This window comes from Actinomadura sp. NPDC000600 (assembly GCF_040492135.1).
In the GTDB taxonomy this organism is placed as follows: domain Bacteria; phylum Actinomycetota; class Actinomycetes; order Streptosporangiales; family Streptosporangiaceae; genus Spirillospora.
Genome location: NZ_JBEUPD010000001.1, coordinates 257962 through 283211, shown reverse-complemented (window position 1 = coordinate 283211; position 25250 = coordinate 257962). Strand labels below are relative to the sequence as shown.

The following is a 25250-nucleotide window of genomic DNA, read 5'->3' as shown; positions in this document are numbered from 1 at the left end:
ACCTGCGATGTCACCCGAAGTCTATCGGGACGGACTCCGCCTCACTCGTCCCCTTCGACGCGCATGACGCTCGTCACCTCGCGGACGATCTCCAGCCCGCGCAGGCCCTCCACCGTCGCCGACAGGGCCGCGTCCGGCGCCCGGTGCGTCACGACGACGAGCTGCGCCTCCTCGCCCGACCCGACCTGCCGGACGGCCTGGATCGAGACGCCGTGCCTGGCGAACTCCTCGGCGACCGTGGCGAGAACACCGGCCTCGTCCGTCACGTCGACCTGGATGTAGTAGCGCGTGACGGTCTCGCCCATCGGAAGCACCGGAAGCTTCGCGTACGTGACCTCCACCGGGCCGGGCGTGCCGCCGACGACGTTGCGGGCGACCGCGACGAGGTCGCCGAGGATCGCCGACGCGGTCGGGGCGCCGCCGGCGCCCGCGCCGTAGAACATCAGCGACCCGGCCGACTCCGCCTCGACGAACACCGCGTTGTACGCCTCGCGGACGCTCGCCAGCGGATGCGACCTCGGGATCATCGCCGGGTAGACGCGGACCGACACCCCGCGCCCGTTCCGGCCGTCCTGCGAGGGGATCCGCTCGCAGATGGCCAGGAGCTTGACGACGCAGTCCATGCCCTGGGCGCCCGCCACGTCGGCGGCGCTCACCTCGGTGATGCCCTCCCGGTGGACGTCCGCGGCCGTCACCGGCGTGTGGAAGGCGAGCTGCGCCAGGATGGCCGCCTTGGCCGCCGCGTCGAAGCCCTCCACGTCGGCCGTCGGGTCGGCCTCCGCGTAGCCGAGCGCCTGCGCCTCTTCCAGCGCGTCGTTGAAACCGGCGCCGTGCGTGTCCATCTGGTCGAGGATGTAGTTCGTGGTGCCGTTCACGATGCCGAGCACCCGGTGGATGTGGTCGCCGACCAGCGACTCCCGCAGCGGCCGCAGCAGCGGGATCGCGCCCGCCACCGACGCCTCGTAGTACAGGTCGGCGCCGTACTCCCGCGCCGCCGCGAACAGCGTCGCGCCGTCCTCGGCCAGCAGCGCCTTGTTGGCGGTGATGACCGACTTGCCGGTCTTCATCGCCTCCAGCATCAGCGTCCTGGCCGGCTCGATGCCGCCGATGACCTCGATGACGATGTCGACGTCGTCCCTGGTCACCAGCCCCTGCGCGTCCGTGGTCAGCAGTTCCGGGTCGACGCCCGCGCGGACCCGGTCCGGCCTGCGCACGGCGATCCCGGCCAGCTCCAGCGGCGCCCCCACGCGCGCCGCCAGATCGTCGGCCTGCTCGTTCAGCAGCCGGACGACCTCCGTGCCGACCACGCCGCAACCGAGCAGCGCCACGCGCAGTCCGGGTTTCACGCTTCGACCTCCGCATCCAGCCGCAGCAGGTCCTCCGCGCTCTCCCGGCGGACGATCACGCGCGACCTGCCGTCCCGCACCGCCACCACGGCCGGCTTCGGGACATGGTTGTAGTTACTGGCCATCGACCGACAGTACGCACCGGTCGCCGCGACCGCGACGAGGTCCCCCGCCGCAAGATCTTCGGGGAACCAGAGGTCCCGCACGACGATGTCGCCGCTCTCGCAGTGCTTGCCGACAAGCCTACTGAGCATGGGCGCGGCCTCGGAGGACCTGCTCGCCAGCACGCCGGTGTACTCGGCGCCGTACAGGGCCGTCCGCAGGTTGTCGCTCATGCCGCCGTCCACGGAGACGTACGTGCGCAGGCCCTCGACGTCCTTCACCGTCCCGACCTCGTACAGCGTGACGCCGCCGGGGCCGATGATCGCCCGTCCGGGCTCCACGGTCAGCCGCGGCATCGACAGCTCGTACGCCCGGCACTCGCGCGCCACGATGTCGCGCAGCCCGTCCGCGATCGACTTCGGGTCGTGCGGCTCCTCGCCCGGCACGTACGCGATGCCGTAGCCGCCGCCCAGGTCCAGCTCCGGGAGCTCGATCCCGTGCTCGTCCCGGATGGCGACCAGCAGCTCGGCCAGCCGGTGCGCGGCCACCTCGAACCCGTCCACATCGAAGATCTGCGACCCGATGTGGCTGTGCAGCCCCACCAGTTCGAGCTGCTCCAGCTCCAGGACCCGCCTGACCGCCTCCAGGGCCGCCCCGGAGCTCCTGGAGAACCCGAACTTCTGGTCGTCGTGCGCGGTGGCGATGAACTCATGGGTGTGCGCCTCCACACCCGTGGTGACACGCACCATCACCTTGGGCCGGACACCCATCTCCTGGGCGAGGTACCCCACGCGGGCGATCTCCTCGAACGAATCGAGCACGATCCGTCCGACCCCCACCTCCAGGGCCTTCTCCAGCTCCCAGGCCGCCTTGTTGCTCCCGTGCAACGTGATGCGCTCGGTAGGAAAGCCCGCCGCCAGCGCCACGGCAAGCTCACCCCCGCTGCACACGTCCAAGCCGAGCCCCTCCTCGTTCAGCCACCGCGCGACCGCCGTACAGAGGAACGCCTTGCCCGCGTAGTGGACGTCCCCGTCATGGAACGCCGCCGCGTACTCCCTGGCACGGCTCCGGACGTCCTCCTCGTCGTAGACGTAGAGCGGCGTCCCGTACTCCTTCGCCAGGTCCCTGACGTCCACTCCCCCGACGGTGAGGACGCCCTCCTCCCGCTTGGAGTTACGCGGCCACACCGAGGGCTCCAGCGCGTTCAGGTCCTCCGCCGGCCCGGCCGGATGGTCCTCCGGCAGGACGTCGGCGTGCCGCGGCCCAGCAGGGTGTACTCGACTCATATCCGCTCTCTAGGGGTCTCACCGATCATGTTCAGCCCGTTGCCGAGGACGACCTTGACGGCCTCCGCCAGGCCGACCCGTCCCGCATGCACGGCCCCTGGCTCCTCATCGCCCATGGGCACCGCGGGACAACGTTCGTGCACCTCGTGGTACTCCTCGGCCACCTTCTCCAAGCACAACAGCAGCGGCCTGGCATCCCGTTCCCGCTCCGCTTGCGCGGCCCGCCCGGGCATGTCTCCCAGAGCCCCCACGAGCTCCTCCGCCCCACCCTCGAACGGCCCGGCCTCGACCCCGAATTCCCGGGCCCAGCGCCCCACCCAACAGGCCCGCGCATAGGCGTAACGCACTGAGAACCCCGGATTCTCGAACGTCCGGGGCCACTCGCTCCACCCGCCCGGCGGCACCCGGGCGACCCCGTAACGAGGATCACTCCGGACGGCGTCCACCAACTCCGGCCCCACCACGACCCTGACGAACCCGGGCCCGGAGACGCTCCCGCCCGCCCGGCGCGCGATCACCCGCGGATCCACCCCGAGCCGCAGCGCCACCGGGCTCTCGAAGACCCCGCCGCCCCGCCCGAAGACCACGACCTCCTCGGGGACCGCGACATCGATCTCCCCCGCGGCCACGGCGTCCCGCACCGCGCGCACGAGAGCATCGCCTGGAGTCACCCTGGTGAGACTAGCCGACCACTATCTGGACACCGCAGCCAGTTTCCGCACCGTCTGGATCAGGTGGTTCGGGTCGAACGGCTTCGTCACGTACGCGTCGACGCCGATCTCCATTCCCCGCCGCACGTCGTGCTCCTGCGCCCGTGCCGTGATCATCACGACCCGGATGTGCGCGGTCCCGGGGTCCTCCCGCAGCCGCACCGCCGTGACCCACCCGTCCAGCCTGGGCATCATCACGTCCAGCGTGATCACGTCCGGCCCGACCTCCGCCACCCTGTCCAGGCAGTCCTGCCCGTCCACCGCGGTCGAGACGTCGAACCCCTCCAGTTGCAGGTTCACGGCGATCAGCTGGCGGATCACCTCGTCATCATCGACGACCAGCACGCGTCCCAGTGGCTCGGTCACGGCCTCGAAGTTAGCCCACTCCACCCCCGGCCCGCACGGCGAACAACCCCGTACGCGCCACCCCGCCAACCCTGGTAACCTCATACCGCGTCGCGCCCCCTTAGCTCAGGGGATAGAGCAACGGCCTCCGGAGCCGTGTGCGCAGGTTCGAATCCTGCAGGGGGCACCCCAAAACGATCAGCCGGTTTCCGCGCTTGACCTGCGGAAACCGGCTCTTCTCGTTCATGGCCCATGTGACATCAGATGCCACCACAGGACGCCGTATGCCACGGCGCGTGTTCCATCTGTGTTCCAGCCTCCGCCAGCTGCGGCCAGCCAGTGGACATCCCCACCCTGAGGTTGCACCCCTAAGCACCTCCCTCGCTCGTTGCGGCCGGTGGCGAGCGCACGGTTCCTCGCGCACCAAATCGCGGAATTGTGTCGCACAAGGCGGAGCCGACCTGGCAATCTTCAGCCATGATTCTCCGCGAAGGACGCGACATCGACGATGCGGTTCGCGCAATTCGTCAGTTGGCGAACAGCGCAGGGACCGTGCGGACCGGCGTCGCCGACGAGCCGAAGGCCAACTACATCAAGTGGGTGGACGACTGCGAGCGGCAACTGCGCAACATCTTCACCGACACGGATATCGCCAAGGACATGATCACCGACCGTTACTGGCGTCTAACCGCTGAAGGTGCCGGTGCGTCCTTGGCCTTCCACACCGCCCTCGGGGCCGAGATCGAAGTACAGCGAGATCGCCTCAACGCCCTGGCAGACAAGCTTGAGGAACTCGCCAAGGTGGCGCGACGCCCTGGGCAGATTGTTATCCCGGACTGCAACTTCTACGTGCATTGCATGCCGATGCAGGACGTCAAGTGGTGCGACGTCCTGAAGGTGGAGCAGGTGAGGCTTGTCATGCCGTACGCCGTCCTCGACGAGTTGGACAAGGTCAAGGACATGAAGGGGGATCGCTCCAACCGAGCGCGCAACGTCCTCAAGTACGTCGACCAGCTGATCCCGGACTACTCCAAGAGCGATATGGGCGAGTTGCGCGACAAGGTCACCTTCGAGATCTTCCCGGACGAGCCCGATCACCGTCGTCGGTGGAGCATGGACGAGGAAATTGTCGACCGCGGGCTTCTCCTGCAGCGGCTTGCTGGGCAACCCGTTCTAATTCTGAGCGACGACCGCGGTATGCGCATCCGAACCCAGCGGCGCGGCCTACAATCTCGCGGAGTCGACGATCTCAGACCACCGACCACTTGAAGTCGTGCTGTTCTCTGACCAGGTCCTAGTCGCCGAGCGCGTCGTCTATGAGCCCCTCCCACACGCGGTCCTGACCGACTATGACCTTGGCGTAGATCTTCAAGAGCACCTCGACACTGTGTCCCGCCCACTGGGCGACCTGCGTGGGCGGGACGCCGGCGACCCCGAATTCCAGACCCCCGAACGCGGGCTCCCGGCTGGTTCCGGTCTCATCCACGATCCGGTCCCACAGCGGTGTATCCCTGAGGCGATCAGGCTGGCATTCGGGCAGATCCGGGCTCTCCAGGCTTGTGACAGTCTCCTCGAACTCCTCCGGCGTTCTGCTGTACCGATCCACCAACGGTAGGAGCTCACGCTCCTCAGCCACGATGCTCCCCGCTTCTTCGGTTGTCAGATCCATCAGGACCCATGTGTCCCCGAAGAAACCGAACCCACTGTCACCGACCTCCGCTGTCTCGTCATATTCGCTCTTGGAGGGCATCCAAAAAGACGCACCCGCAGGAACCTGCGCTGAGACTTCGACTGAGTACGACGGGATCAAGAGAATCCTCCTGTCATCACGACGGCGACTCTTGGGGCACTCAGTCTTGCAGATATGTGCACGCGGACCCCAGTCGCGTTCGAGCTCTCCAGCCACCGACTGGGCCCCCACGAGGAGCAGCCTCGCCACAGCTCCCCAGCGCCGCCGGTTGATCGCCACCAAGCTGCGGCGACCGAACGGACCGGCTCTTTGCTACTCACTGCGTTCCACCTGTGTCCAAGCGAGGCATGTTCCGACTCGTCCTCGCAGGTAGACGGACTGAACGACGATGGTCTCCGGAGCCGTGTGCGCAGGTTCGAATCCTGCAGGGGGCACCTCAGACGACAAGCAAAGACCCCGGCCGACCAGGCACCCCGCCTGCCGCCGGGGTTTGTTGCGTATACAACCAAGTGCCAGCAAAGCCCCCGCTCGCCACACTTCCCGGCCCATACGCGGAACGCGGTCAAGGCCATACCCGGAAGATCGGGCGTACCGGATCCGTCGGCCACCCGAACTGGTCACCGTCGATCGTGAAGCCTTAAACGGAAAACCTCCAGGCTCAGGCCAGGCGGCGAGCTTGCAACGGTCGGGCCGCCGCTCGCGGCGACTTCGATAGATGTCCCCCACCCGCACAGACGCCTGAGCCCATGTGTCCTGACCCAGCACCCTGCGTGGATCAGACACGCCAAGGAATCCCATGTAACTTCGCGCCCCGTGACGGGCCTCCCCAACCCGATGCGCTGAGGACGGACGGACCCCCCGAAGCCGGCGATGCTTCAGGGGCTGGGCGGCTATCACATTCCGTCTTCCATCTCTTGCCGAAAGATTCTTCGTCTGTACCAGGCGTCGAATACCAGACCGTAAAGGACGGCGAAGGCCAGGCCGAAGAGGGCCGCTCTGGTCCAAGAGGCGTCCGGCTCCAGCACCGTCCGCATGAGCACGCACCAGAGGAACCCGCCCATGGCGTAGAGGAACACGCGCAGTGGGAGCGGGCGTCTCGGGACTCGGGTCTTGGCCACGCTGTCAGCACCTCAGCATTGGAGACAACCGATCATCCCACTGACGACCGCAGGCAGGGCAAGGGATGGGCGGCGTCTCGGGGGCGTGGCATGGTGAGGGGGTGTCTTTTCCCTGGACCAATCTCATACGGCCGGGTCGACGCTGGTCGCGGCGCTTGGTGGATCGTTGTTTACGGCGGTCCTAGGTGGACGTACCGAGCATCGTCGGCTCAGTCATGAAAGGTGGATGAGGCGCAGAAGCGAGCGTGTCGATGGCTATGCTGAGTTTCTTCGGCTTGCGCATGCGGACACTCGCCTGTTGCCTATCGCGCTCTTCCGGTTCTCCCACAGTGTTCCCGATGACGAGGCGCGAAAGATGATTGACGAGGCAACTCGCAGGCGGGGAGTGAGGGCGGCTGCCACAGGGCGATTTACTCTGCCGCATGCTCATGATGGCGAACGTGAAGTGCGCTATGGAAGGTGCTTGCGCATCTGGGTGCATAGCGTTTCGTAGCGGGTGATCGTTCCGTCTGGCGCTTCCTGGTCCCAGGACTCGGGGGCGCGGCCGTGGGCGATGTAGCCGAGGCGTTCGTAGAGCGCGCGGGCTCGAGGGTTGGTCTCCTCCACGCTCAGTTCGGCGCGGTTCAGGCCTCGGGCGCTGATGCGCTGTTCGGCGGCCTGGATGAGTGGCGTGCCGATGCCGCAGGACTGCAGCGCCTCGTGGACGGCCAACTGCCACAGGGTTCCCGCGCCGGGCGTCTTGGCATGGTCGACCCCGCCGATCGCCACTGGCAGACCGGACGGCGGGCAGACGGCACGAACTTCCCCTCCCACGTATCAGCGGTGGCCGGTCGGGCCAACGCTAGTGCCGGCGCATGTGTCCCCACCGTCGGCGCCGATCTTGCGGCCGGCGCCGTGGGTGGGAGGTGCGTGTCAGACGGTTCGCAGGGCTTCCGTGGGGGGTAGGCGGGCGGCTCGGGTGGCGGGGTAGAGGCCGGCCAGGGCGCCGATGAGGACGGCCGCCGCCAGGGCCGCAGTGATCGCGGTCGTGGGGGTCTCCGGGTGCCAGCCCCGTGTCGTGGCGGCCGTGAAGGTGATCAGTGTGCCGAGGAGCACTCCCGTCAGGCCGCCGAGCACCGAGAGGAGCAGGGCTTCGAGGAGGAACTGGGCCGCGATGTGCGGGCGGGTGGCGCCCAGGGCGCGGCGCAGGCCGATCTCGCCGCGGCGTTCCAGGACGGAGATGACCAGGACGTTGGCGATCCCGATCCCGCCGACGAGGAGCGCGACGGCGCCGAGGCCGATCAGCAGCGTCGTGGTCGAGCCGGCGATGAGCAGGCGGGACTCCAGGACATCGGACGGACGGGTGACGTCCACCGCCTCCGGGTTCTCCGGGCTGACGGCACGGGCCAGGAGGGTGGAGGTCGCGTCGACCCGGTCGGTGTCCGCGCGCAGGTAGAGCCTCGTGGGATGGCCCGTGTAGCCGAACGCGGAGGCCGCCGGGGCACCGATCAGCGCGGCGCGGTTGATCTCGGGCGCGAGCTCCAGGGGCCGGAGGATTCCGGCGACCGTGAACCAGCGTCCGCCAAGCCAGATCCGCGTGGCCGGATCGATCCGGTCGATGCCGAGGCCGGCGGCGGCCTGGTGGCCGAGGACGACCACCGGGTAGCGGGCCGTGGCGCCGGTGAGGAAGGCACCGGCGGCGAGTCGGCCGTCCAGGGTCGTGAGCAGGGACGGGTCCGTCGCCCGCACCTCCAGTCCGCCCGTCCGGCCGGCGGGGACCCGGTCCGTCCGGAACACGGCGACCCCGGGAAGTTCGGCGGTGGCCGTGACCCGCGTGACCCCCTCGGTCCGCGCGACGCTCGTCGCGGCGGTGGTGGGCAGCGGCACCTCGGTTCCGCCGCGGTCGGCGCCGGTCGCGACCGTGAGCAGGTTCGTCCCGAGACGGTCGACTCGGGCCAGCAGTTCCGACTGGCTGGAGCGGGTGATCCCGAGGACGGCGACGATCGCCGCGATCCCGAGCGCGACGCCGAGCGTCGACAGCGCCGTCCGCAGCCGCCTGCTCCGCAGCCCCACGACCGCGAGGGGAAGCAGGTCGCCCGGCCGCAGCCGCGACTCGACCGCGCTCATGCCCGGTCCGCCGTGCGTTCGGCGACCCTGCCGTCGCGGAGTTCGACGCGGCGGCCGCAGGCGGCCGCGACGTGCGGGTCATGGGTGATGAGCAGCAGGGTGACGCCGTCGGCGTTGAGGCCGTGGAGCAGAGCGAGGATCTGGTCTCCGGTGGCCGAGTCCAGGTTGCCGGTCGGCTCGTCGGCTAGGACGAGGGCGGGGCGGCCGACCAGGGCCCGGGCGATAGCCACCCGCTGGCGTTCGCCGCCCGACAGTACGCGGGCCTGCCGGCCCGCGCGCTCGGCGAGCCCGACCCGCTCCAGCGCCTCCAGTGCGGCGGCCCGGCGGCGGTGCGGCGGGACGCCCCGGTAGAGCAGCCCGTCCGCGACGTTCGCCGCCGCGGTCCGGTGGTCGAGCAGGAAGAACCGCTGGAAGACGATGCCGATGGCGTGGGCTCGCAGCCCGGAGAGCCGCCGGTCGGAGAGCGTCTCGACGCGCTCGCCGCCCAGCAGCACCGATCCGCCCGTCGGGCGGTCCAGCCCCGCGGCCAGGTTGAGCAGCGTCGTCTTGCCCGACCCGGACGGTCCGACCACCGCGACCATGTCCCCGGCGCGCACCTCCAGGTCCACGCCGCGCAGCGACTCGACCGGCGGCGTCCCCGGATAGGTCTTCGCCACCTCTTCGAATCTCAGGACGACCTCGTTCATGAGACCGGCACCTCCACCCGGGCGCCCTCGTCCACCCCGGTCACCTCGACGGTTCCGGTCGTGTCGTCGAACAGGCCGGGCGTGACCGGGACGAGCCGCCGCGCCGACCCGTTCCGGACGGCCACCTGGTAGCCGCCTCCGGGACGGGCGAGGAGTGCGGTGACGGGAACCGTCAGCACGTTCCGCCGCCGCTCGGTCTCGATCGCGACCTGGACGGGCACCTGGTCGAGTTCGGTGAGCGTGCGCGGCGGATCGACCAGGGTGACCGTCACGGCCACGGTCGGCGGCGGCGGGGGGCCGTCCTGCTGTGCGGGCTGGTCCGTCGTGGCGACCTTCCCGACCGTCCTGACCCGGCCGCGCAGGGCACTGCCCGAGTCGGTCGCCATGACCTGCACCGGATCGCCCACGTGCAGATGGGGCCGCTGCTCGGCCGGCACCGAGACCCGGACGGTCTTCGACGTCGACGTCCCGGCCAGCATCCGGGTCCCGGGACCGGCCGACGCCCCCGCTCCGGTCGTCACGCGGGAGATCCGGACGGGCCCGCGCAGGAAGACGACCTCGCCGAGCGCGAGTTCACCCGTCCGCGCGGCGGACGGCAGCCCGCGCGCCTTCTGCCATCGCCGCACGGCCGCCGCCGTGGTGGCCGAGAAGTGCCGGTCGACGGTTCCCGGGGCGTGGCCGAGGGCGTCCAGATTGCGTTCGAGCTCCAGCACGTCGGGTCCGTCCGTCATGCCCGAAGTGAACGGGCGGTAGGCCGGGACGCGTCCGTAGAGCAGCACCGCGGCCGTGCCCCGCACGGCGAACAGCCGGGATCCCCGCCCGATCACCGCTCCGGCCGGGGGCGCGGCGGTGACCACGCCCGCGGGGAGCTGGTTCAGGATCGAGACCGTCCCCTCGTAGCCGAGCGTGCCCGAGAACGGGAGCCGGGAGACGATGTCCCCGCGGCCGACGGGCGCCGTGGTCACGGCGACCTGCGGCGCGTCCGCCCCGTGCGCCGGTTCCCGCCGGCCCGCCTCCCAGAGGCCCGCGGATGCGGCGACGACGACCGCCCCTGCCGCCAGCATGAGGATCATCCTCATGAGGCGGCGATCCTTCCGCTCCAGTACCGCACGCAGGGCCGCGTCGCCCGGACCATCCGCTGGGACTTGCCTTCGGCGGCCAGCGGGGTCCCCATGAGCGGGAACGTCCCGTCCGCCTTGGGGTCGGGCCACTCGGGGATTCCGTGCTCGCGGAGGCACTGGGCGAACCTCCTGAGGGCGGGGACGTCCTTCGGCCCCGGGTCCTGGCTGCTGCGGGTGTTCGACCGCCTCTTGCTGATCGAGGACATCTGGCGGAGCACCGCCTTGCACTCCGGGACCTTCTCCAACTCCAGGAAGATGGACTTCAGCCGGACATCGCCGCCGGGCGGGGAGAAGACGACGTCGTCACCGGAGGTGTTGAGGGCGGGGTCGGGAAAGTTCGGGTAGCCGTGCGTCCTGGCGCACTGCGCCACCCGCTTGCCCAGTTCCAGCATCTGCTGCGTGCTGTTCCCGGTGGACGGCCCGGTGGCGGAGGGCGCGGCGTGGCCGGAGGAGCAGCCGGCGAGCGCCAGGGCCAGGATCGGTGCCAGGGCCCACGCCTGCCCCGGCGGCCTGGAAGCGAGTCTCTTCATGTCCGACAGGCTGCGCGTCCGCTGTGCCCCGGCGCGTCTGGCGTGCGGCAGACCCGGAAATACATCGTCCGACAGATCCGCGCCTCACCGTCTCCCGCCTACTCTTCAGCCATGCGCCCCCGGCCCGGCCCCGTCCTGCTCGACTCCGCCCTGGCCGCGGTCCTCGCCGCGGCGAGCGCGCTGCTGGGCGCAGACCCGGGGGTGGGCACCCCCGTCCAGACCAAGGTGGTCATGATCTATGGCTCCGAGGCGGACTGGCGGCTGCACATCGTCTTCTGGTGGTCGGCGTCCGCGCTCCTGGTCGCGGCGCTGCTCGTCCGGCGCCGGCGGCCCGCGACGGCGATGGGGCTCGCCGCGGCGGGCGTCTGCGCGCACCTCACCGGCTGGCCGGCCGTGCTGTTCGCCCCACCGCTGCGCCCCTGGTCGGGGCTCAGTCGCGATCTCCCCCTGCTGCCGCTCGACCTGGTCGTCCTGGTCGTCCTCTACGGGTTGGCCGGCTCCGCCGCCACCCGCCGGCCGCCGCTCGCGGTGCTGATCGCCGCCGAGGCGGGGCTGGCCGTGCTCGCCCTGCTCCAGCCGCTCGACGCGATCCGCCACGACCGCCTCGGCCCGCGCAAGGGGGAAGTCCTTCCCGACGTCTGGGGCGCGTTGGTACAGGCCCTCTCGGACGCGGCCGTCCCCGCGCTGCTGCTGGCCATTGCCTGGGCCGCCGGCGACAACGCCCGGACCAGGCGGGTGCACCTGGCCGTCGTCGAGGCCAGGGCGGCCGACCTGGAACGCGAGCAGGAGCAGCGCACGGCCCTCGCCGTCGCGGCCGAGCGGGGGCGGATCACCCGCGAGCTCCACGACGTCATCGCCCACGGCCTGTCGGTCATGGTCGTCCAGGCGCAGGGGGCGCAGGCCGCGCTGCACCGCCATCCCGAGCGCAGCGAGGCCGCGCTGCACAACGTGATCGGTACCGGGCGGGCCTCGCTCGCCGAGATGCGCCGCCTGCTCGGCCTGGTCCGGGCCGAGGCCCGGCTCGCCCCGCAGCCCGGCCTCGCGGCGCTGCCCGAGCTGATCGACCGTGTCCGGGCCGGTGGACGGCCGGTCGCGTTCGAGATCACGGGCGAGCCGGCGACGCTGCCCGCGAGCATCGAGCTCTCGGCCTACCGCATCGTCCAGGAGGCACTGACGAACACCCTGAAACACGCCGAACCGGGCTGCTCGTGCAGTGTCGGCCTGCACTTCGGCAGCGACGAGCTCCGGATCCGCGTGCACGACACCGGCGCCTCGGCGAGTCCGCCGGTCTTCGGCAACGGGCTACGCGGCATCGCCGAACGCGTCACGGCGCTCGGCGGCACCGTCCGCGCTGGACCGGCCGGCCAGGGCGGCTTCGAGGTCGCCACCGTCCTGCCGCTGGCGGCCCCCGCATGATCCGCGTCTTGATCGCCGACGACCAGGCCCTGGTCCGCACCGGCTTCCGCATGATCCTGGACGAGACCGGCGACATCGCGGTCGTCGGGGAGGCCGCCGATGGGCTGGAGGTGCTCGCCACCGCCGCCGCGACGGCCCCGCACGTCATCCTGATGGACGTCCGGATGCCCGGCATCGACGGTATAGAGGCGACCCGGCGGCTGCGCGCGCACGCCGCCCCTGAGGGACCGCCCCACGTGATCATCCTGACCACCTTCGACCTGGACGAGTACGTCTACGCCGGCCTCCGCGCCGGTGCCGCCGGGTTCCTGCTCAAGGACACCCTTGCCGCCGACCTCGTCGCGGCCGTCCGCGCGGTGGCGTCCGGCCAGAACGTCGCCGGCCCGACCGTCACGCGCCGGCTGGTCCGGCATTTCATCGACAGCGCGCCGCGGGCCGCCGACACCTCGGACCTGGCGCTGCTGACCCCGCGCGAACGCGAGGTCCTCGTCCTCATCGCCCAGGGGATGTCCAACGCCGAGATCGCCGGCACGCTGGTGATCACCGAGGGCACGGCGAAGACCCACGTCAGCCGCATCCTCACCAAGCTGGGCCTGAGGGACCGCATCCACGCCGTCATCCACGCCCACCAGAACGGCATCGTCTGAGCGCTCGACGCCGGGCCTTCTCCAAGCCGGTCACGCTGGTGGTGCCCGGCTTGGAGCGTCCTGCCGGCTCGGTTACTCGGCGTAGGGCTGGTCTTCGCCTTGGGCGCTGTAGCCGAGGCTCCAGATGTAGCCGTCCGGGTCGGCGAAGGTGCCGCCGTAGCCGCCCCAGGGGAGGGCGCCGGCGGGCTTGAGGATGGTGGCGCCGGCCTTTTCGGCCTCCGCCATGATCTCGTCGACGCGCGCCTCGCTGCGTACGACGTAGGTGAGGACGATTCCGCTGAAGCCGCTGCCCTCCGGGCTCAGGCCCACCTGCTCGGCGAGACCTTCGCGGCCGTAGAAGCCGACCGGCGAGGCGCCGTCGGACTCGAAGAACACCGAGATGCCGTAGTCGTTCTTGATCTTCCAGCCGAGGCCCTCGGTGTAGAACTTCTTGGCCCGGTCCATGTCCCGGACGGCGAGGAGGATCGAGCTCACATGTGCCTTCATGGCGTGTCTCCTTGTGTGTGTCACCCGCCTTGTGGAGATCACGCTAGGTAAGGAGCGGGGGTCGGCACTTCTCGATTCCTGACCGATGCCCCGGACCGGCGGGCTGGGCGGCGCGCCGGGCCGGGGAGGGTGGGTCAGGTGGAGTGGAGGTCCAGGGCGGTTCGGACTATCGCGTCCGTGTCTATGCCGTGGTGGCGGTAGACGTCGTCGATCGTGCCGGACTGGCCGAAGGTGGTGACGCCCAGGGTCGCACAGGGGACGTTGTTGATGCCGGACAGGAAGGCCAGGGTGTGGGGGTGGCCGTCAAGGACGGTGACGAGCGGGGTGGCGCGGGAGGCGGGGAACGCCTGGTCCAGGACCCAGTTCGGTCCGTCGTCGAGGCCCTGGCGGGAGCGGAGGGCCTGGAAGAGCAGGCCGGGGCTCGTCACGCACACCACGTCGGCGCCGATGCCGGCCTGTTCGAGGCGGTCGGCGGCGGCCAGGGCCTCGGGGACGAGGGCGCCCATCGCCGCGATGGTGACGGCGGGGCGGTCGGCGCGGCGCAGCGGGTAGGCGCCGGCGATCACCTGGCGGCGGCGGCGCTCCCGGGCCGCCGGGTCGGCCGGGACCGCCGCGAGGGTCTGGTCCACTGGACGGGTCGACAGGCGCAGGTACGCCGAGCCGCCGTCAGGGCGGCCTAGGCGGGCCATGCTCGCGAGCAGCGTCCATTCGGTGTCGAGGACGAACGCGGGCTCGTAGGCGACGCAGCCCGGCTGCTCGACGCCGATCGAGGGGGTGACGATGGACTGGTGCGCGCCGCCCTCGGGGGCCAGCGTGACCCCGGACGGGGTGCCGATCAGGATCGACTGGCCGCCCGCGTAGATGCCGAACGACCAGGGTTCGAGCGCGCGGCCGACGAACGGGTCGTACAGGACGCCGATCGGCAGCAGGGGACGGTTCCAGCGGCTCCAGGTGGCGCCCAGTTCGCCGAGGAGGCCGACCAGGTTGGTCTCGGCGATGCCCAGCTCGATGTGCTGGCCCGCGGGGCTCTCCCGCCAGTGCAGGATCGTCTCGCCGTCGTCGGCGAACCAGTCGCGGCGTTCGGACGGCGACCAGACGCCGACCTTGTTCACCCAGCCGCCGAGGTTGGTGCTGGAACTGACGTCCGGGCTCACGGTGACGACCCGCGACGCGGCCTCGGGGGCCTCGCGGGTGAGGTCGAGCAGCAGGCGGCCCAGTGCGGCCTGGGTGGTCGCGGTGCCCTTGGGGGTGCGGCCGATGTCGTCGGGCAGCGAAGGCGGGGCCTCCGGGGCGGCGGAGGTCCGGCGCAGCCGCGCGGCCGTTTCGGCGCACAGCCGGGCGGCCTCCGATCCCTCTTCGAAACGGGCCCACGGGGTGTCCGGGTCGACGCCCAGGCGGGGCGCGAGCTCGGCGATCTGGTCGGCGGTGAGGAGCGAGGAGTGGTTCTGCGGGTGGCCCTCGCTGGGCAGGCCGTGCCCCTTGACGGTGTACGCGAAGATCACGGTCGGCCGGGAGTCGTCGATGGCGTCGAACGCCTCGGCCAGGGTGCCGAGGTCGTGGCCGCCCAGGTTGCGGAGGGCCGCGAGGAGCGTGGCGTCGTCGAGTTCGGCGATCAGGCGGGCGACGGGCTCGCTGCCGCCGGGGAGGCGGTCGCGGAGCTCGCCGGCGTCGCAGCGCAGCAGGCGCTGGTACTCCGGGTTGGGCATCGCGTCGATGCGGGCGCGCAGGTCCGCGCCGCCGGGGCGCTCGAACAGCTCCGTCAGCAGCCGGCCGTACTTCAGCGTCAGCACCTGCCAGCCGGCGGCGGCGAACATGCCCTTCAGCCGGTGCGCGGCCATGTACGGGACGACCCGGTCGAGGGACTGCCGGTTGAGGTCGACGATCCACACGATCTCGCCCAGTTCGGCCACGCCCGGGTCGAGGATCGCCTCCCAGACCGCGCCCTCGTCCAGTTCCGCGTCCCCGACCAGCGAGTACTGCCGGCCGGCGGGCGCCCCTTCCACGTACCGGCGGGCGACCGCGCCCCAGATCGGCGCGGTGGCGCCGATGCCCACGGACCCGGTGGAGTAGTCGACGGGGTCGGGGTCCTTGGTCCGGCTCGGGTAGCTCTGCAGCCCGGCGAACTCGCGCAGGGACGTCAGGTACCGCTCGTCCAGGTCGCCGAGCAGGTAGTTGATCGCGTGCAGTACCGGGGAGGCGTGCGGCTTCACCGAGACGCGGTCGTCCGGGCCGAGGTGGCGGAACCACAGCGCCGTCATGATCGACGCGATGGACGCCGACGACGCCTGGTGGCCGCCCACCTTGAGCCCGGACGGGTTGGGCCGCACCCGGTTGGCGTGGTGCACGATGGCCGTCGCCAGCCACAGCACCCTCCGCTCGACCTCTTCCAGCACCCCGGAGTGCGTGGCCGTCCCCACCGGATCGTTCATCATCGGCTCCTTTGCCTCAGCGCCAGGGCGGGGGCAGGCCGGCGGAGATCGGCCGGATCTCCGTGTCGGCCTCCGCGAGGTGGCGGCCGCCCAGCCGGCCGTCGCCGCTGCCGGGACCCGGCGCACCGCCCAAGGGCACGGCAGCCCCCTTTGGCTGCCGGCGCCACTGGCGATGGCCTGTCCCGCGCGGATCCGGTCGGCCACCCGCCAGGGTACGGGCCCTGTCGCGGCCCAAGACCACCGAGTCGAGGGCGGGACGACGTCCGGTGTCGAGGTCCGGCCCGCCAGCAGCGCCGCCGGCGAACGGAGCGTGGGTGCCGGCCCCGGGGCGCGGCACCCAGGCGTCCGTCAGCGGTGGGTGAAGACCGGGTTCCAGGAACCCGCCCGGTCGGACCGGCGGTACCCGGTGAGAGGGGTGATCTTGCCCTTCAGGTCCACCAGCAGCAGCCGGTTGCGGAACTCGCCGAGCCCCTTGCATTTGAGCGGGTCGCAGCCGATCGCGAAGAGCGTGCGATCGTCGGCCCAGGCCTCGGCCGATTCGATCGGGAGCACCGCCGCCTTCTTCCCGGTGACCACGTTGGTGACGGTGACGGCGGGGCCGGGCTTGGGGCCGAACTTGGGCAGCAGGGCGCCGTTCGGGGACAGGCCGGCTTCATGGTCGTCGTATTCGGCCTCGTGCGCCGGTGCGGGCCGCTTCTTGCCGTCCAGGCTGTAGAAGACCTTGGTCGGCAGGGTCGCGGTGGGCGCCCAGATGAGGGCGCCGTCCCGGCTCCATCCCAGGTCCTGCCGGCTGCTCGGGTTGTCGCGGCCGGCCGGCATGGGGTGGAACGCGCCCGGCCCGGCCGCGCTGTCGGTGACGTAGTAGCCGGTCCTGGACGATGTGCCCGGACCGGGCCGCGTGTCGGGGTTCTTGCCGTAGGCGGTCAGGAGCAGCCGGCGCCCGTCGGGCGACCAGGCGGCCCCGCCGACGGCGTGGTCGACCCGGATCCAGCGGACGACCTTCCGGGTCTTCATGTCGAACATCCCGACCCGCTTGGCGGGAAGGGGCCCCTCCAGCACGGCCGCCCGCGCCATGCCGGGCGCGACGCTGATGTACGCCCAGGGCGCATTTTCGTACTCGCCGGTCGACGGGTTGTACAGGTGCCAGGTGCGTTCGAAGGACCCGCCGCCGTCGCCGCCCACCCACTGCCCGGTGTAGTAGGCGGACACGGCCATGTGCCCCGCGGCGACGAGCCTGCGCGGGAAAGCGCTGCCGAGGTCCGTGCGCAGCGTCGTGTCGGACGAGAGGGCCACCCGCTCGAACTCGGGCGCCGAAGGCCGGGGCCGTGCCGTCCCGCCGCCGGAGACGAGGGCCACGGCGGCCGTTCCGGCGAGGAGCGCGGCCGTCCCGCCGACCAGGGCGATCTTGATGAGCGGCCGGCGGCGGCGTGCCCCCAGTGCCCGGTCGGCGAGACCGGCCGGGACCTGTGCCTCCGCGCCCCAGTCCTCGAGCGCGTGCTTGACGATCGTCTCCGGTTTCATCGCCGGGCCTCCTCTGCCATCTCGGGTTCGTTCAGTTCGGGCGCCAGCCGGCGCAGCCGCGCGAGGGAGCGATGGGTCGTGCTGCGCACCGTGCCGACGCTGCAGCCGAGGATCTGCGCGACCTCCGCCTCGGGCAGGTCCTCCAGGAAGCGCAGCGCCAGGACCAGCCGCTGCCGGGGCGTGAGGCAGGCCAGCGCGCCTCGCACGGCGAGCTTGAGGTCGACCGCCGACGTGCCGTCGGGTGCGCCCGTCTCGGGCAGCACTGCGACCTGCGCCTCGCGCCGCCGCCACGCGGGCCGCCAGAAGCTGGCCTGCTGGCGGTACATCACCCGCCGCACGTAGGCCTCCGGGTTCTCGATGTCGGCCCAGCGGGCGGCGGTCTTGAAGAGCGCGGTCTGCAGGACGTCCTCGGCCGCGTGCTGGTCGCCCCCGGTCAGGAGGTAGGCCAGCCGCATCAGCGCGGTCGACCTCGTCTCCACGAACTCACGAAAATGTCGCTCTGCGGCGGCATCCATCGTCACCTCCGAATTGCTGTCGCCACTGAGACGCATCCGGAGGGACGGGGCTATGCCTGCGCCCGTGAAGTTTCCGTCCGGCCGGACCGGTCGCAGGCCGCCGGCAACGGCCGGAGTGGGTTCTCGGACGCGGCCGAGCCCGAGGGCCATCCGGTCACGATGGCGTGGTGACGAGGTCCAGGGAGGTGCGGACGGTGGCGGGCAGGGCGCGCAGGCGGTGGAGCGGGAGGTCGAGCAAGGTGGCGTCCATCGCCCAGGGGGCCGCGTCGGCCACGATGCTGCGGGCCTGGCGCTTTGTCAGGCCGGGGTGCGCGTCGATCAGCGCGTCGCGCCAGACGTTGGCGACCTTGCCGTGGGCCCGGTCCTGGATGGCGCGCACGATGCGGCCTACCTGGTCGGCGTCGTCGGGTCGTGTGCGCACCGCCTCGGCGGTCGAGCCATGGCGGGTCAGCTCGTAGAGGCCCTTCAGTACGGCGGTTTCGTCCGCCAGGTCACCGGGCGGGTCGGGCAGGAACACCCGGACGTGCTCGGCGCGCGTGGCCAGCAGCACCCGGACCAGCGCCGCCTCCAGGCCCGGAGGGAGCGCGACGGCCGCCCGCCGCACCCGCGCCGCGTACGGCTTGGCCAGCCAGGTCGTCAGCCGCACCCGCGGCACCTGCGGGAGCACCTGCTTGGGCCAGTCCCCCACCAGGACGTCCGGGTCGAGGTCGGCGACGTCGGGCGACGCATCCGCCGCCGCCCGGGCTTCGACCGCCTGGGGCCCCTGGGTGTAGATGGCCGTCGCGAAGCGGTCGGCGCGGGCGTCGGCGGCCGGCAGGGACTTGCCGGTCGGCCGGAGGATGTACAGGTCGGCGCGCGAACCGATCGCCTCCGCTCCGAAGTAGCGGTTGAAGTCCGGGTAGACGGCCTCGTTCACCAGGTTCAGGTCCTGCAACGACTGCTGGACCTTCAACGCGAGCATCGGGGTGCGGTCGCTCGCGCCGTAGGCGAGCAGCACCCGGCCTCGCCCCTGGTCCCGCAACCCCTGGACCGCCCGCGCCACGAACAGCCCGACGCCCTCCGGCGTGTACGGAGGGTCGGTCACCGCCAGGTCCGCGTACGCGACGGCCGAGGCGGGCAGCCCCAGCCTCAGGTCCGCCCACCGGGTGCGCACGTCCAGGCCCAGTTCGGCGGCGCACTCGTCGATGTAGGCCAGGATCCGCTCGTCGACGTCCACGACGGTGGTCTGCACACCTGGGTGGACGAGCCCGACCGCCAGCGAGGTGAGGTCGTGGTCCCCCACGCACAGCAGCCGCGTGCCCGGCAGCCAGAACCGGGCCGCGAGGAGCAGGGCCCGCCGCACCACCGTCTCCGGCGTCGCCGATACATGGTCGAGCACGTGCCGCGCCCCCGGCGCCCGCTCGATCAGCCCGGCCATCCGCTCCACCACGGCGGCGTACTCGGGCAGCAGGTGCCCCACCGGGTCGGCCGGTTCGAGCGGGCGGTACCCGGTGCTCAGCAGGTCGACGATCTCGCCGCCCTGCTCCGGGGTGAGGCGGAACCGGTCGCCGGCACGCTCCAGCGAGAGCCCGGCGAGCAGCGACTCCACCGAGCGCCGCGGGGCGCCCGTCTCCCGGACCAGCTCGCCGAGCGTCCGCCATCGCCGGTCCGCCAGGAGGCCCAGCGCGGTATGGACACGCCGGGGGTCCATGTCCGCCGCGACCGGTGGACCGTTCGGCGTTTCCCCATCAGCCACCCGCGAATGCTATCGGCGCCCGGCCTCCGCACCGCCGACCAGGCCGCGCCGCTCGCCGCGCGGAGGGGCGGGGAACCATCCGGCGGTCCCCCGCGCCGCGCGTCTCAGCCCCAGCGCGTTCCGGCGGGCACCCGGAAGGCGGTGTTGATCCGGTTGAAGAAGTTGGTGATCGCCACCATCAGGACCAGGGCCCCGAGCTGCCGCTCGTCGTAGTGCTCGGCGGCCTCGGCCCAGGTCTCGTCGGTGACCGCGCCGGGCCGGTCGGCGAGCCGGGTCATGGCCTCGGTGAGCGCCAGCGCCGCCCGTTCGGCGTCGTCGAAGCGCGGGTCCTCGTACCAGGCGGCCAGCGTGAGCAGCTTCTCGGTGCTGACGCCGGCCTCGGCCGCGCTCGTGGCTCCGGCGTCGGTGCAGGCGCTGCATCCGTTGATCTGGCTGGCCCGCAGGTGGACCAGCTCCAGCACCTCCCGGGGGACGCCGCCGCCGTACACCGCCTTGAAGATCTCCTGGACGCCCGCGCCGATGTCGGGCCCGCTCGAAGAACCGTGGATCCGTGGTGCCATCTCTTCCTCCCGCAGTCGATGTGGACGGCACCACGACGCACCGGGCCGGGGAGAAGTAACGTCGGCCCCGGCGTTACCTTCTCGACTCGTGCCGCGTCCTGGTGGAGGAACCACGACACGCAGCCCGGGAGCACCGTGACCCGACAGGACAAGCTGGCCGCCGACTTCGAGGCGCACCGCCCCTACCTGCACGCGATCGCGTTCCGGGTGCTCGGCCAGCACGCGGACGCCGACGACGCGGTGCAGGAGGCGTGGCTGCGGCTGGCCCGTACCGGCGGCGACGGCATCGAGGAGCTGCGCGGCTGGCTCACCACGGTGACCGGACGGATCTGCCTCGACATCCTGCGCCGGCGCGGAGTCCGCGGCGAGCAGCCACTGGAGCCTGAGCTCTGGACCGCCTTGGGCGACCTCGGCCCCGACCCCGAGGCGGAGGCCGTGCTCGCCGACTCGGTCGGCCTCGCCCTGTACGTCGTCATGGACGCTCTCACTCCGGCGGAGCGGGTCTCGTTCGTGCTGCACGACGTCTTCGAGATGCCGTTCGACGCGGTCGCGGCCGTCCTCGGCCGGAGCACCGCCGCCGCCAAGATGCTCGCCAGCAGGGCCCGGGGACGGATCCGGCTCGGCGCGCCCACCGCCGACGCCCACTCGGCGGCACGCGGGGTCGTCGACGCCTTCCTGGCGGCCGCCGGCCGGGGCGACCTCGCGGGCCTCCTCACCCTCCTCGCGCCTGAGGTCGAGCTGCACAGGGGCCCGAGCGTCGTCCGGGGCGCGGACGAGGTCGCCGCCCAGGCCACCGTCGGGGCCCGCCGGGACGCGAAGGGCCACCCGGCACTGGTCGACGGCGTCCCCGGCGTTCTCATCACCATGGGCGGCCGCCCGTTCCTCCTGATGGCCTTCACCGTCGAGGACGGCCGAATCACCACGATCCGGACGCTCTCCGACCCGAAGCGGCTGGCCCAGATCGTCCCCTCCTGGGTCACCTGACACGCCGGGTCCGCACGCCTTGAGCGCCCCTTTCGACGGGGGCGCTCTGGGTGGCCGGGCGTCAGTGGGCGGGGGTGTCCGGCTGGGGTGGGGTGCGGATCAGGAGGGTCACCAGGACGGCCACGGTGGCCAGGGCGAGGGCCGAGACGGTCGCCGCGGTGGTGTAGCCGTGGACGAGGGCGCTCACCCGGGAGGCGGCCGGGCCGTGCTCGCGCAGGTAGCCGGCCGTCGCGCCGATCGCGACGGTGTTGACGACGGCGGTTCCGACCGACCCGCCCATCTGGGACGCGGCGTTGACGACGGCGGCGGCGACCCCGGCCTCGCGCGGGGAGACGCCGGCGGTCGCCAGCGAGAAGGCCGGCGGGAACACGGCGCCCATGCCGATCCCGAGCAGGATCTCGACGGGGACGACCGAGGCGGCGTAGCCGCTGCCCGGGTCGAGCCGGGTCAGGACGGCCAGGCCGGCCGCGGCGATGAGCAGGCCGCCGCCGATCAGCAGGCGGGCGGGCACGCGCCGGGTGAGCAGGGCGCCGACCAGGTACCCGCTGACCGAGTTGGCGAAGGCGAGCGGCAGGAACGCCAGGCCCGTGCGCATCGGGGAGAAGTGCGCGACCACCTGCAGGTAGTAGGTGAGCGTCAGGAAGATCCCGAAGGCGCCGACGACCGCGGTGGCCACGGCGAGGTAGGCGCCTGCCCGGCCGCGGTCCGCGAGGATGCGCAGCGGCAGCAGCGGTGCGTCGTGCCTGGCCTGGCGCGCGATGAACAGCGCGAGCGCCAGGGCGCCGGTCGCGAGCGGCGCGGTGGTCTGCCACGCGTCCCAGCCGTGCGGGGCGGCCTGCCCGGCGCCGTACACGACGGCCGCCAGGCCGCCGGTGACGAGGACGGCGGAGATCCAGTCGACGCGCGCCCCGGGGAAGCTCGGCGGGGCCGGAAGGACGATGCGTCCCGCCACGGACGCGGCCGCGGCGATCGCCACGTTGACGTAGAGGCACCAGCGCCAGTCGGCGTACTGGGTCAGCGCGCCGCCGAGCAGCAGCCCGACGGCCGCGCCGCTGCTCGCCACGGCGCCGTACACGCCGAACGCCTTCGCGCGCTCCTTCGGTTCGGTGAACGTCACGGCCAGCAGGGACAGGGCGGTGGGCGCGAGCAGCGCGGCGAACGCCCCCTGCAGGGCGCGCCCGACCACGAGGACGCCGAAGCCGGGCGCGGCGCCGGCGATCATCGAGGCGACCGCGAACCCGGCCAGCCCGGCCAGGAAGCTGCGGCGCCGCCCGACCAGATCGGCGATCCGGCCGCCGAGCAGGAGCAGCCCGGCGAAGGACAGGGTGTAGGCGGTGATCACCCACTGCCGGTCGGTGTCGCCGAAGCCGAGCGCGTGCTGGGCCGTGGGCAGCGCGATGTTCACGATCGTGGCGTCGAGCGCGATCATCAGCTGCGCGACGGCGATGACGACCAGCGCGGCCCAGCGGCGGTTCGGGACGCCCGCGGACGGGCCGGACGCGGTGCGCGACGTGATGGCGGTCATGGAACCCACCTCCCTTTAAGTGAAGGGTTCTCCTCCAGATATTAACTGGAGGTTTCTCCTCCGTCTAGAGGTGGAGCGGGATCGCGTACGGCCTTGGAGAGGGAGGGACTCAGAGCACCTCGGGATCGCCCACCGGGGCGCTGAGCTGCGGGTTTGATCGCGGGAAGCTTGCCATCCCTTGGTGATTTCTGTAGGTTTGCCGCTCCAAGACGCTCTCCAGGCGTTTTGTCCCACTTACGTGGGCGGGGTGCCCTCCCCGCGGAACAAGGCCCCGAGACGGTCCATCGATCGGGCCTCACATCGTCAGCGCCGCTTCTCCCTCAGCGGCACCCGCCGAGTCCGCCGTCGCGCGGAGCCGGGGACCCACCTCGCACCGGGGTGAATCGGCCTGCCCAGGCCGTAGGGCGACTTCCACGCCCGAACCCGTCAGCTAACCCGGTAGGCGGCACTTGGAAGCAAGGAGCCCCCTTGAAAGGCAAGCACAGCAAGCAGTCGCGCCGTCTAAGGCTCGCCCCCTGGGCCATCGGCACGATGACGGGTCTCGCCACCTTCGGCGTGACGGCGGCACTGCCGACGACCTTGCAGCACGCGACCATCGAGACGGCCGCCGCAGCCCAGACCGTCCCCCAGCAGCAGACCGCGCAGCTGCTGGCCGAGCGGCGGACGCAGGTCGGAGAGCGGAGGCAGGCCCGGGCCGCGGCCCAGTTCCAGAAGGAGTTCAAGGCGCCGACGAAGGCCGAGGCGACGAAGAGCCGGTCCTCGACGAAGGTCGAGTCGAAGCCGGTCTCCGCGAAGAAGCAGGCCGTTCCCCAGCAGCAGGCGGCCGATCCCAAGGCGGCCAAGCGGGCCCTGGTCATCAAGCGGGCCAAGAGCTGGCACCCGCACACCGCCCAGCGGGTCCCCTACAGCCAGACCGGGTCGCACAACGGCTACCGCACCGACTGCTCGGGCTACGTCTCCATGGCGCTGGGGCTGCCCAAGCCCGGGCCCAACACCGTCGGCCTGACCTCGTCGCGATACACCCAGCGCATCAAGATGTCCCAGCTGAAGAAGGGCGACCTCGTCATGGACGCCCTCGGCAGCAACACCACCCGGCACGTCGTCATCTTCGAGAAGTGGGCGAACAAGCAGCACACCTCGTACTGGGCGTACGAGCAGCGCGGGCGGTACGGCACCGACCACCGGACGCTCACCTACGGGCTGTCCTCTGGCGACGAGTACAAGGCGTACCGGCCGACGTCCCTCAAGTAGGCGGCGGCTCAAGAGAAGCGCCCGGCATCGGCGGATCGCCGGTGCCGGGCGGAGCGGGTTGTAGAGCGGTCACAGGTCAGACCGAGCGGACGGCCCGCATGGACTCCTTCAGGGAGCCGAGGGTCGCGAAGACGGCCGTGGGCTCGTAACCGCAGTGGGCCATGCAGTTGGCGCAGCGGGAGTCGCGGCCCCGCCCGTAGGAGTCCCAGTCGGTCTCGTCCAGGAGTTCCTGGTAGGTCTGGGCGTAGCCGTCCGACATCAGGTAGCAGGGCCGCTGCCAGCCGAAGAGCGAGTAGGACGGGATCGCCCAGGCCGTGCAGGGAAAATCGACCTTGCCCTCTAGGAAGTCCAGGAACAGGGGCGAGTGGTTGAAGCGCCACCGCTTGCGGTTGCCGTCCCCGAACGCCTTGCGGAACAGCTCCCGCGTCTCCTGGACGCCGAGGAAGTGGTCCTGGTCGGGAGCCTTGTCGTACGCGTAGCCGGGCGAGATCATCATCTCGTCGACCTCGAGGTCGTCGTTGAGGTAGTCGAGGACGTCGATGACGGTCTGCGGCGTGTCCGTGTTGAAGATCGTCGTGTTCGTGGTGACGCGGAACCCGCGCCGCTTGCACTCCCTGATGGCGGCCACCGCGTCGTCGAAGACGCCCTCCTTGCACACGGACTCGTCGTGGCGCTCGCGCAGCCCGTCGATGTGCACCGCCCACGCGAAGTAGGGCGACGGCGTGAACTTGTCGATCTTCCGCGGGATGAGCAGCGCGTTCGTGCACAGGAACACGAACTTCTTGCGCCGGACGAGCTCGTTCACCAGCTCGTCGATCTGCGGGTGCATGAGCGGCTCGCCGCCCGCGATGGAGACCATCGGCGCGCCGCACTCCTCGATGGCGGCGAGGGCCTGCTCGACCGGCATGCGCTTCTTCAGCACGTCGTGCGGGTGCTGGATCTTCCCGCAGCCGGCGCAGGCGAGGTTGCAGGCGAACAGGGGTTCCAGCTCGACGATGAGCGGGAACTTCTCCCGCCCGCGCAGCTTGTTGCGGAGGATGTAGCCCCCGATGCGAAGGCTCTGGCGGAGCGGCATGCTCATGGTGTCCGGACCTCCTTGGGCGGTGCGGGCCCGGTGGACTCCACCGGGTCGTGGGCGGGC

At 71.6% G+C, this 25250-nt stretch carries 24 protein-coding genes, 1 tRNA gene and 1 riboswitch; of the genes, 6 read left to right on the top strand and 19 right to left on the bottom strand.

Annotated features, from left to right (window positions below; genetic code table 11):
* Positions 1-41: 41 nt before the first annotated feature.
* From ABWI07_RS01240 to ABWI07_RS01225, 4 genes are read right to left on the bottom strand one after another with little or no spacing between them, the layout of a single operon-like run.
* Positions 42-1346, bottom strand: coding sequence for a homoserine dehydrogenase (locus ABWI07_RS01240; RefSeq protein WP_353817318.1), 1305 nt, complete (start codon positions 1344-1346; stop codon positions 42-44).
* Positions 1343-2734: a diaminopimelate decarboxylase gene (gene lysA / locus ABWI07_RS01235; protein WP_149259377.1), complete on the bottom strand. Its 1392-nt coding sequence runs from the start codon at positions 2732-2734 to the stop codon at positions 1343-1345. The genes ABWI07_RS01240 and lysA overlap by 4 nt, the downstream gene beginning before the upstream one ends.
* Entirely contained in the window at positions 2731-3405 is a 675-nt protein-coding gene (locus ABWI07_RS01230; RefSeq protein WP_353817317.1) for a DALR anticodon-binding domain-containing protein, read from the bottom strand. Before ABWI07_RS01230 ends, lysA begins: the two co-directional genes overlap by 4 nt.
* A 21-nt stretch (positions 3406-3426) precedes the next feature.
* Positions 3427-3789, bottom strand: coding sequence for a response regulator transcription factor (locus tag ABWI07_RS01225; protein ID WP_149259586.1), 363 nt, complete (start codon positions 3787-3789; stop codon positions 3427-3429).
* A 115-nt stretch (positions 3790-3904) separates the two neighbouring features.
* On the opposite strand from ABWI07_RS01225, the gene ABWI07_RS01220 reads away from it, so the two are divergent.
* Positions 3905-3976, top strand: a tRNA-Arg gene (locus tag ABWI07_RS01220).
* 290 nt (positions 3977-4266) lie between these two features.
* On the top strand, positions 4267-5058 hold the full coding sequence (locus ABWI07_RS01215) for a PIN domain-containing protein (RefSeq protein WP_353817316.1): 792 nt from the start codon (positions 4267-4269) through the stop codon (positions 5056-5058).
* 25 nt (positions 5059-5083) lie between these two features.
* On the opposite strand, the gene ABWI07_RS01210 is transcribed toward ABWI07_RS01215, so the two are convergent.
* The 6 genes from ABWI07_RS01210 to ABWI07_RS01185 form a co-directional block, all read right to left on the bottom strand.
* Entirely contained in the window at positions 5084-5728 is a 645-nt protein-coding gene (locus ABWI07_RS01210; protein WP_353817315.1) for a hypothetical protein, read from the bottom strand.
* A 1319-nt stretch (positions 5729-7047) separates the two neighbouring features.
* Complete coding sequence (locus ABWI07_RS01205) at positions 7048-7365, bottom strand: GNAT family N-acetyltransferase (RefSeq protein WP_353817314.1); 318 nt, start codon at positions 7363-7365, stop codon at positions 7048-7050.
* Positions 7366-7509: 144 nt separating this feature from the next.
* Positions 7510-8703 carry an ABC transporter permease gene (locus ABWI07_RS01200; RefSeq protein ID WP_353817313.1) on the bottom strand — a complete coding sequence of 398 codons (1194 nt, stop codon included), beginning with the start codon at positions 8701-8703 and terminating at the stop codon, positions 7510-7512.
* The gene (locus ABWI07_RS01195; protein WP_353817312.1) at positions 8700-9389 is read right to left on the bottom strand and encodes an ABC transporter ATP-binding protein; all 690 of its coding nucleotides are present in this window, start codon (positions 9387-9389) and stop codon (positions 8700-8702) included. Before ABWI07_RS01195 ends, ABWI07_RS01200 begins: the two co-directional genes overlap by 4 nt.
* Positions 9386-10468: a peptidoglycan-binding protein gene (locus tag ABWI07_RS01190; protein ID WP_353817311.1), complete on the bottom strand. Its 1083-nt coding sequence runs from the start codon at positions 10466-10468 to the stop codon at positions 9386-9388. The genes ABWI07_RS01195 and ABWI07_RS01190 overlap by 4 nt, the downstream gene beginning before the upstream one ends.
* Entirely contained in the window at positions 10465-11040 is a 576-nt protein-coding gene (locus tag ABWI07_RS01185; RefSeq protein WP_353817310.1) for a hypothetical protein, read from the bottom strand. Before ABWI07_RS01185 ends, ABWI07_RS01190 begins: the two co-directional genes overlap by 4 nt.
* Before the next feature lie 111 nt (positions 11041-11151).
* Here ABWI07_RS01185 and ABWI07_RS01180 point away from each other — a divergent pair, with 111 nt between their 5' ends.
* Positions 11152-12456, top strand: coding sequence for a sensor histidine kinase (locus ABWI07_RS01180; RefSeq protein WP_353817309.1), 1305 nt, complete (start codon positions 11152-11154; stop codon positions 12454-12456).
* Between the two features lie 8 nt (positions 12457-12464).
* Positions 12465-13103, top strand: coding sequence for a response regulator (locus ABWI07_RS01175; protein ID WP_353817308.1), 639 nt, complete (start codon positions 12465-12467; stop codon positions 13101-13103).
* A gap of 72 nt (positions 13104-13175) precedes the next feature.
* On the opposite strand, the gene ABWI07_RS01170 is transcribed toward ABWI07_RS01175, so the two are convergent.
* From ABWI07_RS01170 to ABWI07_RS01140, 7 genes are all read right to left on the bottom strand, one after another.
* Positions 13176-13589, bottom strand: coding sequence for a VOC family protein (locus tag ABWI07_RS01170; RefSeq protein WP_353817307.1), 414 nt, complete (start codon positions 13587-13589; stop codon positions 13176-13178).
* Between the two features lie 134 nt (positions 13590-13723).
* On the bottom strand, positions 13724-16018 hold the full coding sequence (locus tag ABWI07_RS01165) for a thiamine pyrophosphate-binding protein (RefSeq protein ID WP_353817306.1): 2295 nt from the start codon (positions 16016-16018) through the stop codon (positions 13724-13726).
* 16 nt (positions 16019-16034) lie between these two features.
* Positions 16035-16157, bottom strand: a complete 123-nt coding sequence (locus ABWI07_RS01160) for a hypothetical protein (RefSeq protein WP_268843233.1) — start codon at positions 16155-16157, stop codon at positions 16035-16037.
* A gap of 209 nt (positions 16158-16366) precedes the next feature.
* Positions 16367-17539 carry a hypothetical protein gene (locus ABWI07_RS01155; protein WP_353817305.1) on the bottom strand — a complete coding sequence of 391 codons (1173 nt, stop codon included), beginning with the start codon at positions 17537-17539 and terminating at the stop codon, positions 16367-16369.
* The gene (locus ABWI07_RS01150) at positions 17536-18054 is read right to left on the bottom strand and encodes a SigE family RNA polymerase sigma factor (RefSeq protein WP_149259367.1); all 519 of its coding nucleotides are present in this window, start codon (positions 18052-18054) and stop codon (positions 17536-17538) included. Before ABWI07_RS01150 ends, ABWI07_RS01155 begins: the two co-directional genes overlap by 4 nt.
* A gap of 154 nt (positions 18055-18208) precedes the next feature.
* Positions 18209-19789 carry a bis-aminopropyl spermidine synthase family protein gene (locus tag ABWI07_RS01145; protein ID WP_235036784.1) on the bottom strand — a complete coding sequence of 527 codons (1581 nt, stop codon included), beginning with the start codon at positions 19787-19789 and terminating at the stop codon, positions 18209-18211.
* A 104-nt stretch (positions 19790-19893) separates the two neighbouring features.
* Positions 19894-20349: a carboxymuconolactone decarboxylase family protein gene (locus ABWI07_RS01140; RefSeq protein ID WP_353817304.1), complete on the bottom strand. Its 456-nt coding sequence runs from the start codon at positions 20347-20349 to the stop codon at positions 19894-19896.
* A gap of 135 nt (positions 20350-20484) precedes the next feature.
* On the opposite strand from ABWI07_RS01140, the gene ABWI07_RS01135 reads away from it, so the two are divergent.
* Positions 20485-21333 carry a sigma-70 family RNA polymerase sigma factor gene (locus ABWI07_RS01135; RefSeq protein ID WP_353817303.1) on the top strand — a complete coding sequence of 283 codons (849 nt, stop codon included), beginning with the start codon at positions 20485-20487 and terminating at the stop codon, positions 21331-21333.
* Positions 21334-21394: 61 nt separating this feature from the next.
* Here the strand turns inward: ABWI07_RS01135 and ABWI07_RS01130 are convergent, their stop codons facing one another.
* On the bottom strand, positions 21395-22858 hold the full coding sequence (locus tag ABWI07_RS01130) for an MFS transporter (protein WP_149259364.1): 1464 nt from the start codon (positions 22856-22858) through the stop codon (positions 21395-21397).
* Between the two features lie 321 nt (positions 22859-23179).
* A riboswitch (cyclic di-AMP (ydaO/yuaA leader) is annotated at positions 23180-23318 on the top strand.
* A gap of 8 nt (positions 23319-23326) precedes the next feature.
* On the opposite strand from ABWI07_RS01130, the gene ABWI07_RS01125 reads away from it, so the two are divergent.
* Positions 23327-24109 (top strand): NlpC/P60 family protein, encoded by a 783-nt coding sequence (locus ABWI07_RS01125; RefSeq protein WP_353817302.1) that lies wholly within the window; start codon positions 23327-23329, stop codon positions 24107-24109.
* 76 nt (positions 24110-24185) lie between these two features.
* Here ABWI07_RS01125 and hpnH read toward each other — a convergent pair whose 3' ends face one another.
* Positions 24186-25190: an adenosyl-hopene transferase HpnH gene (gene hpnH / locus ABWI07_RS01120; RefSeq protein ID WP_149259362.1), complete on the bottom strand. Its 1005-nt coding sequence runs from the start codon at positions 25188-25190 to the stop codon at positions 24186-24188.
* Positions 25191-25250 lie beyond the last annotated feature (60 nt).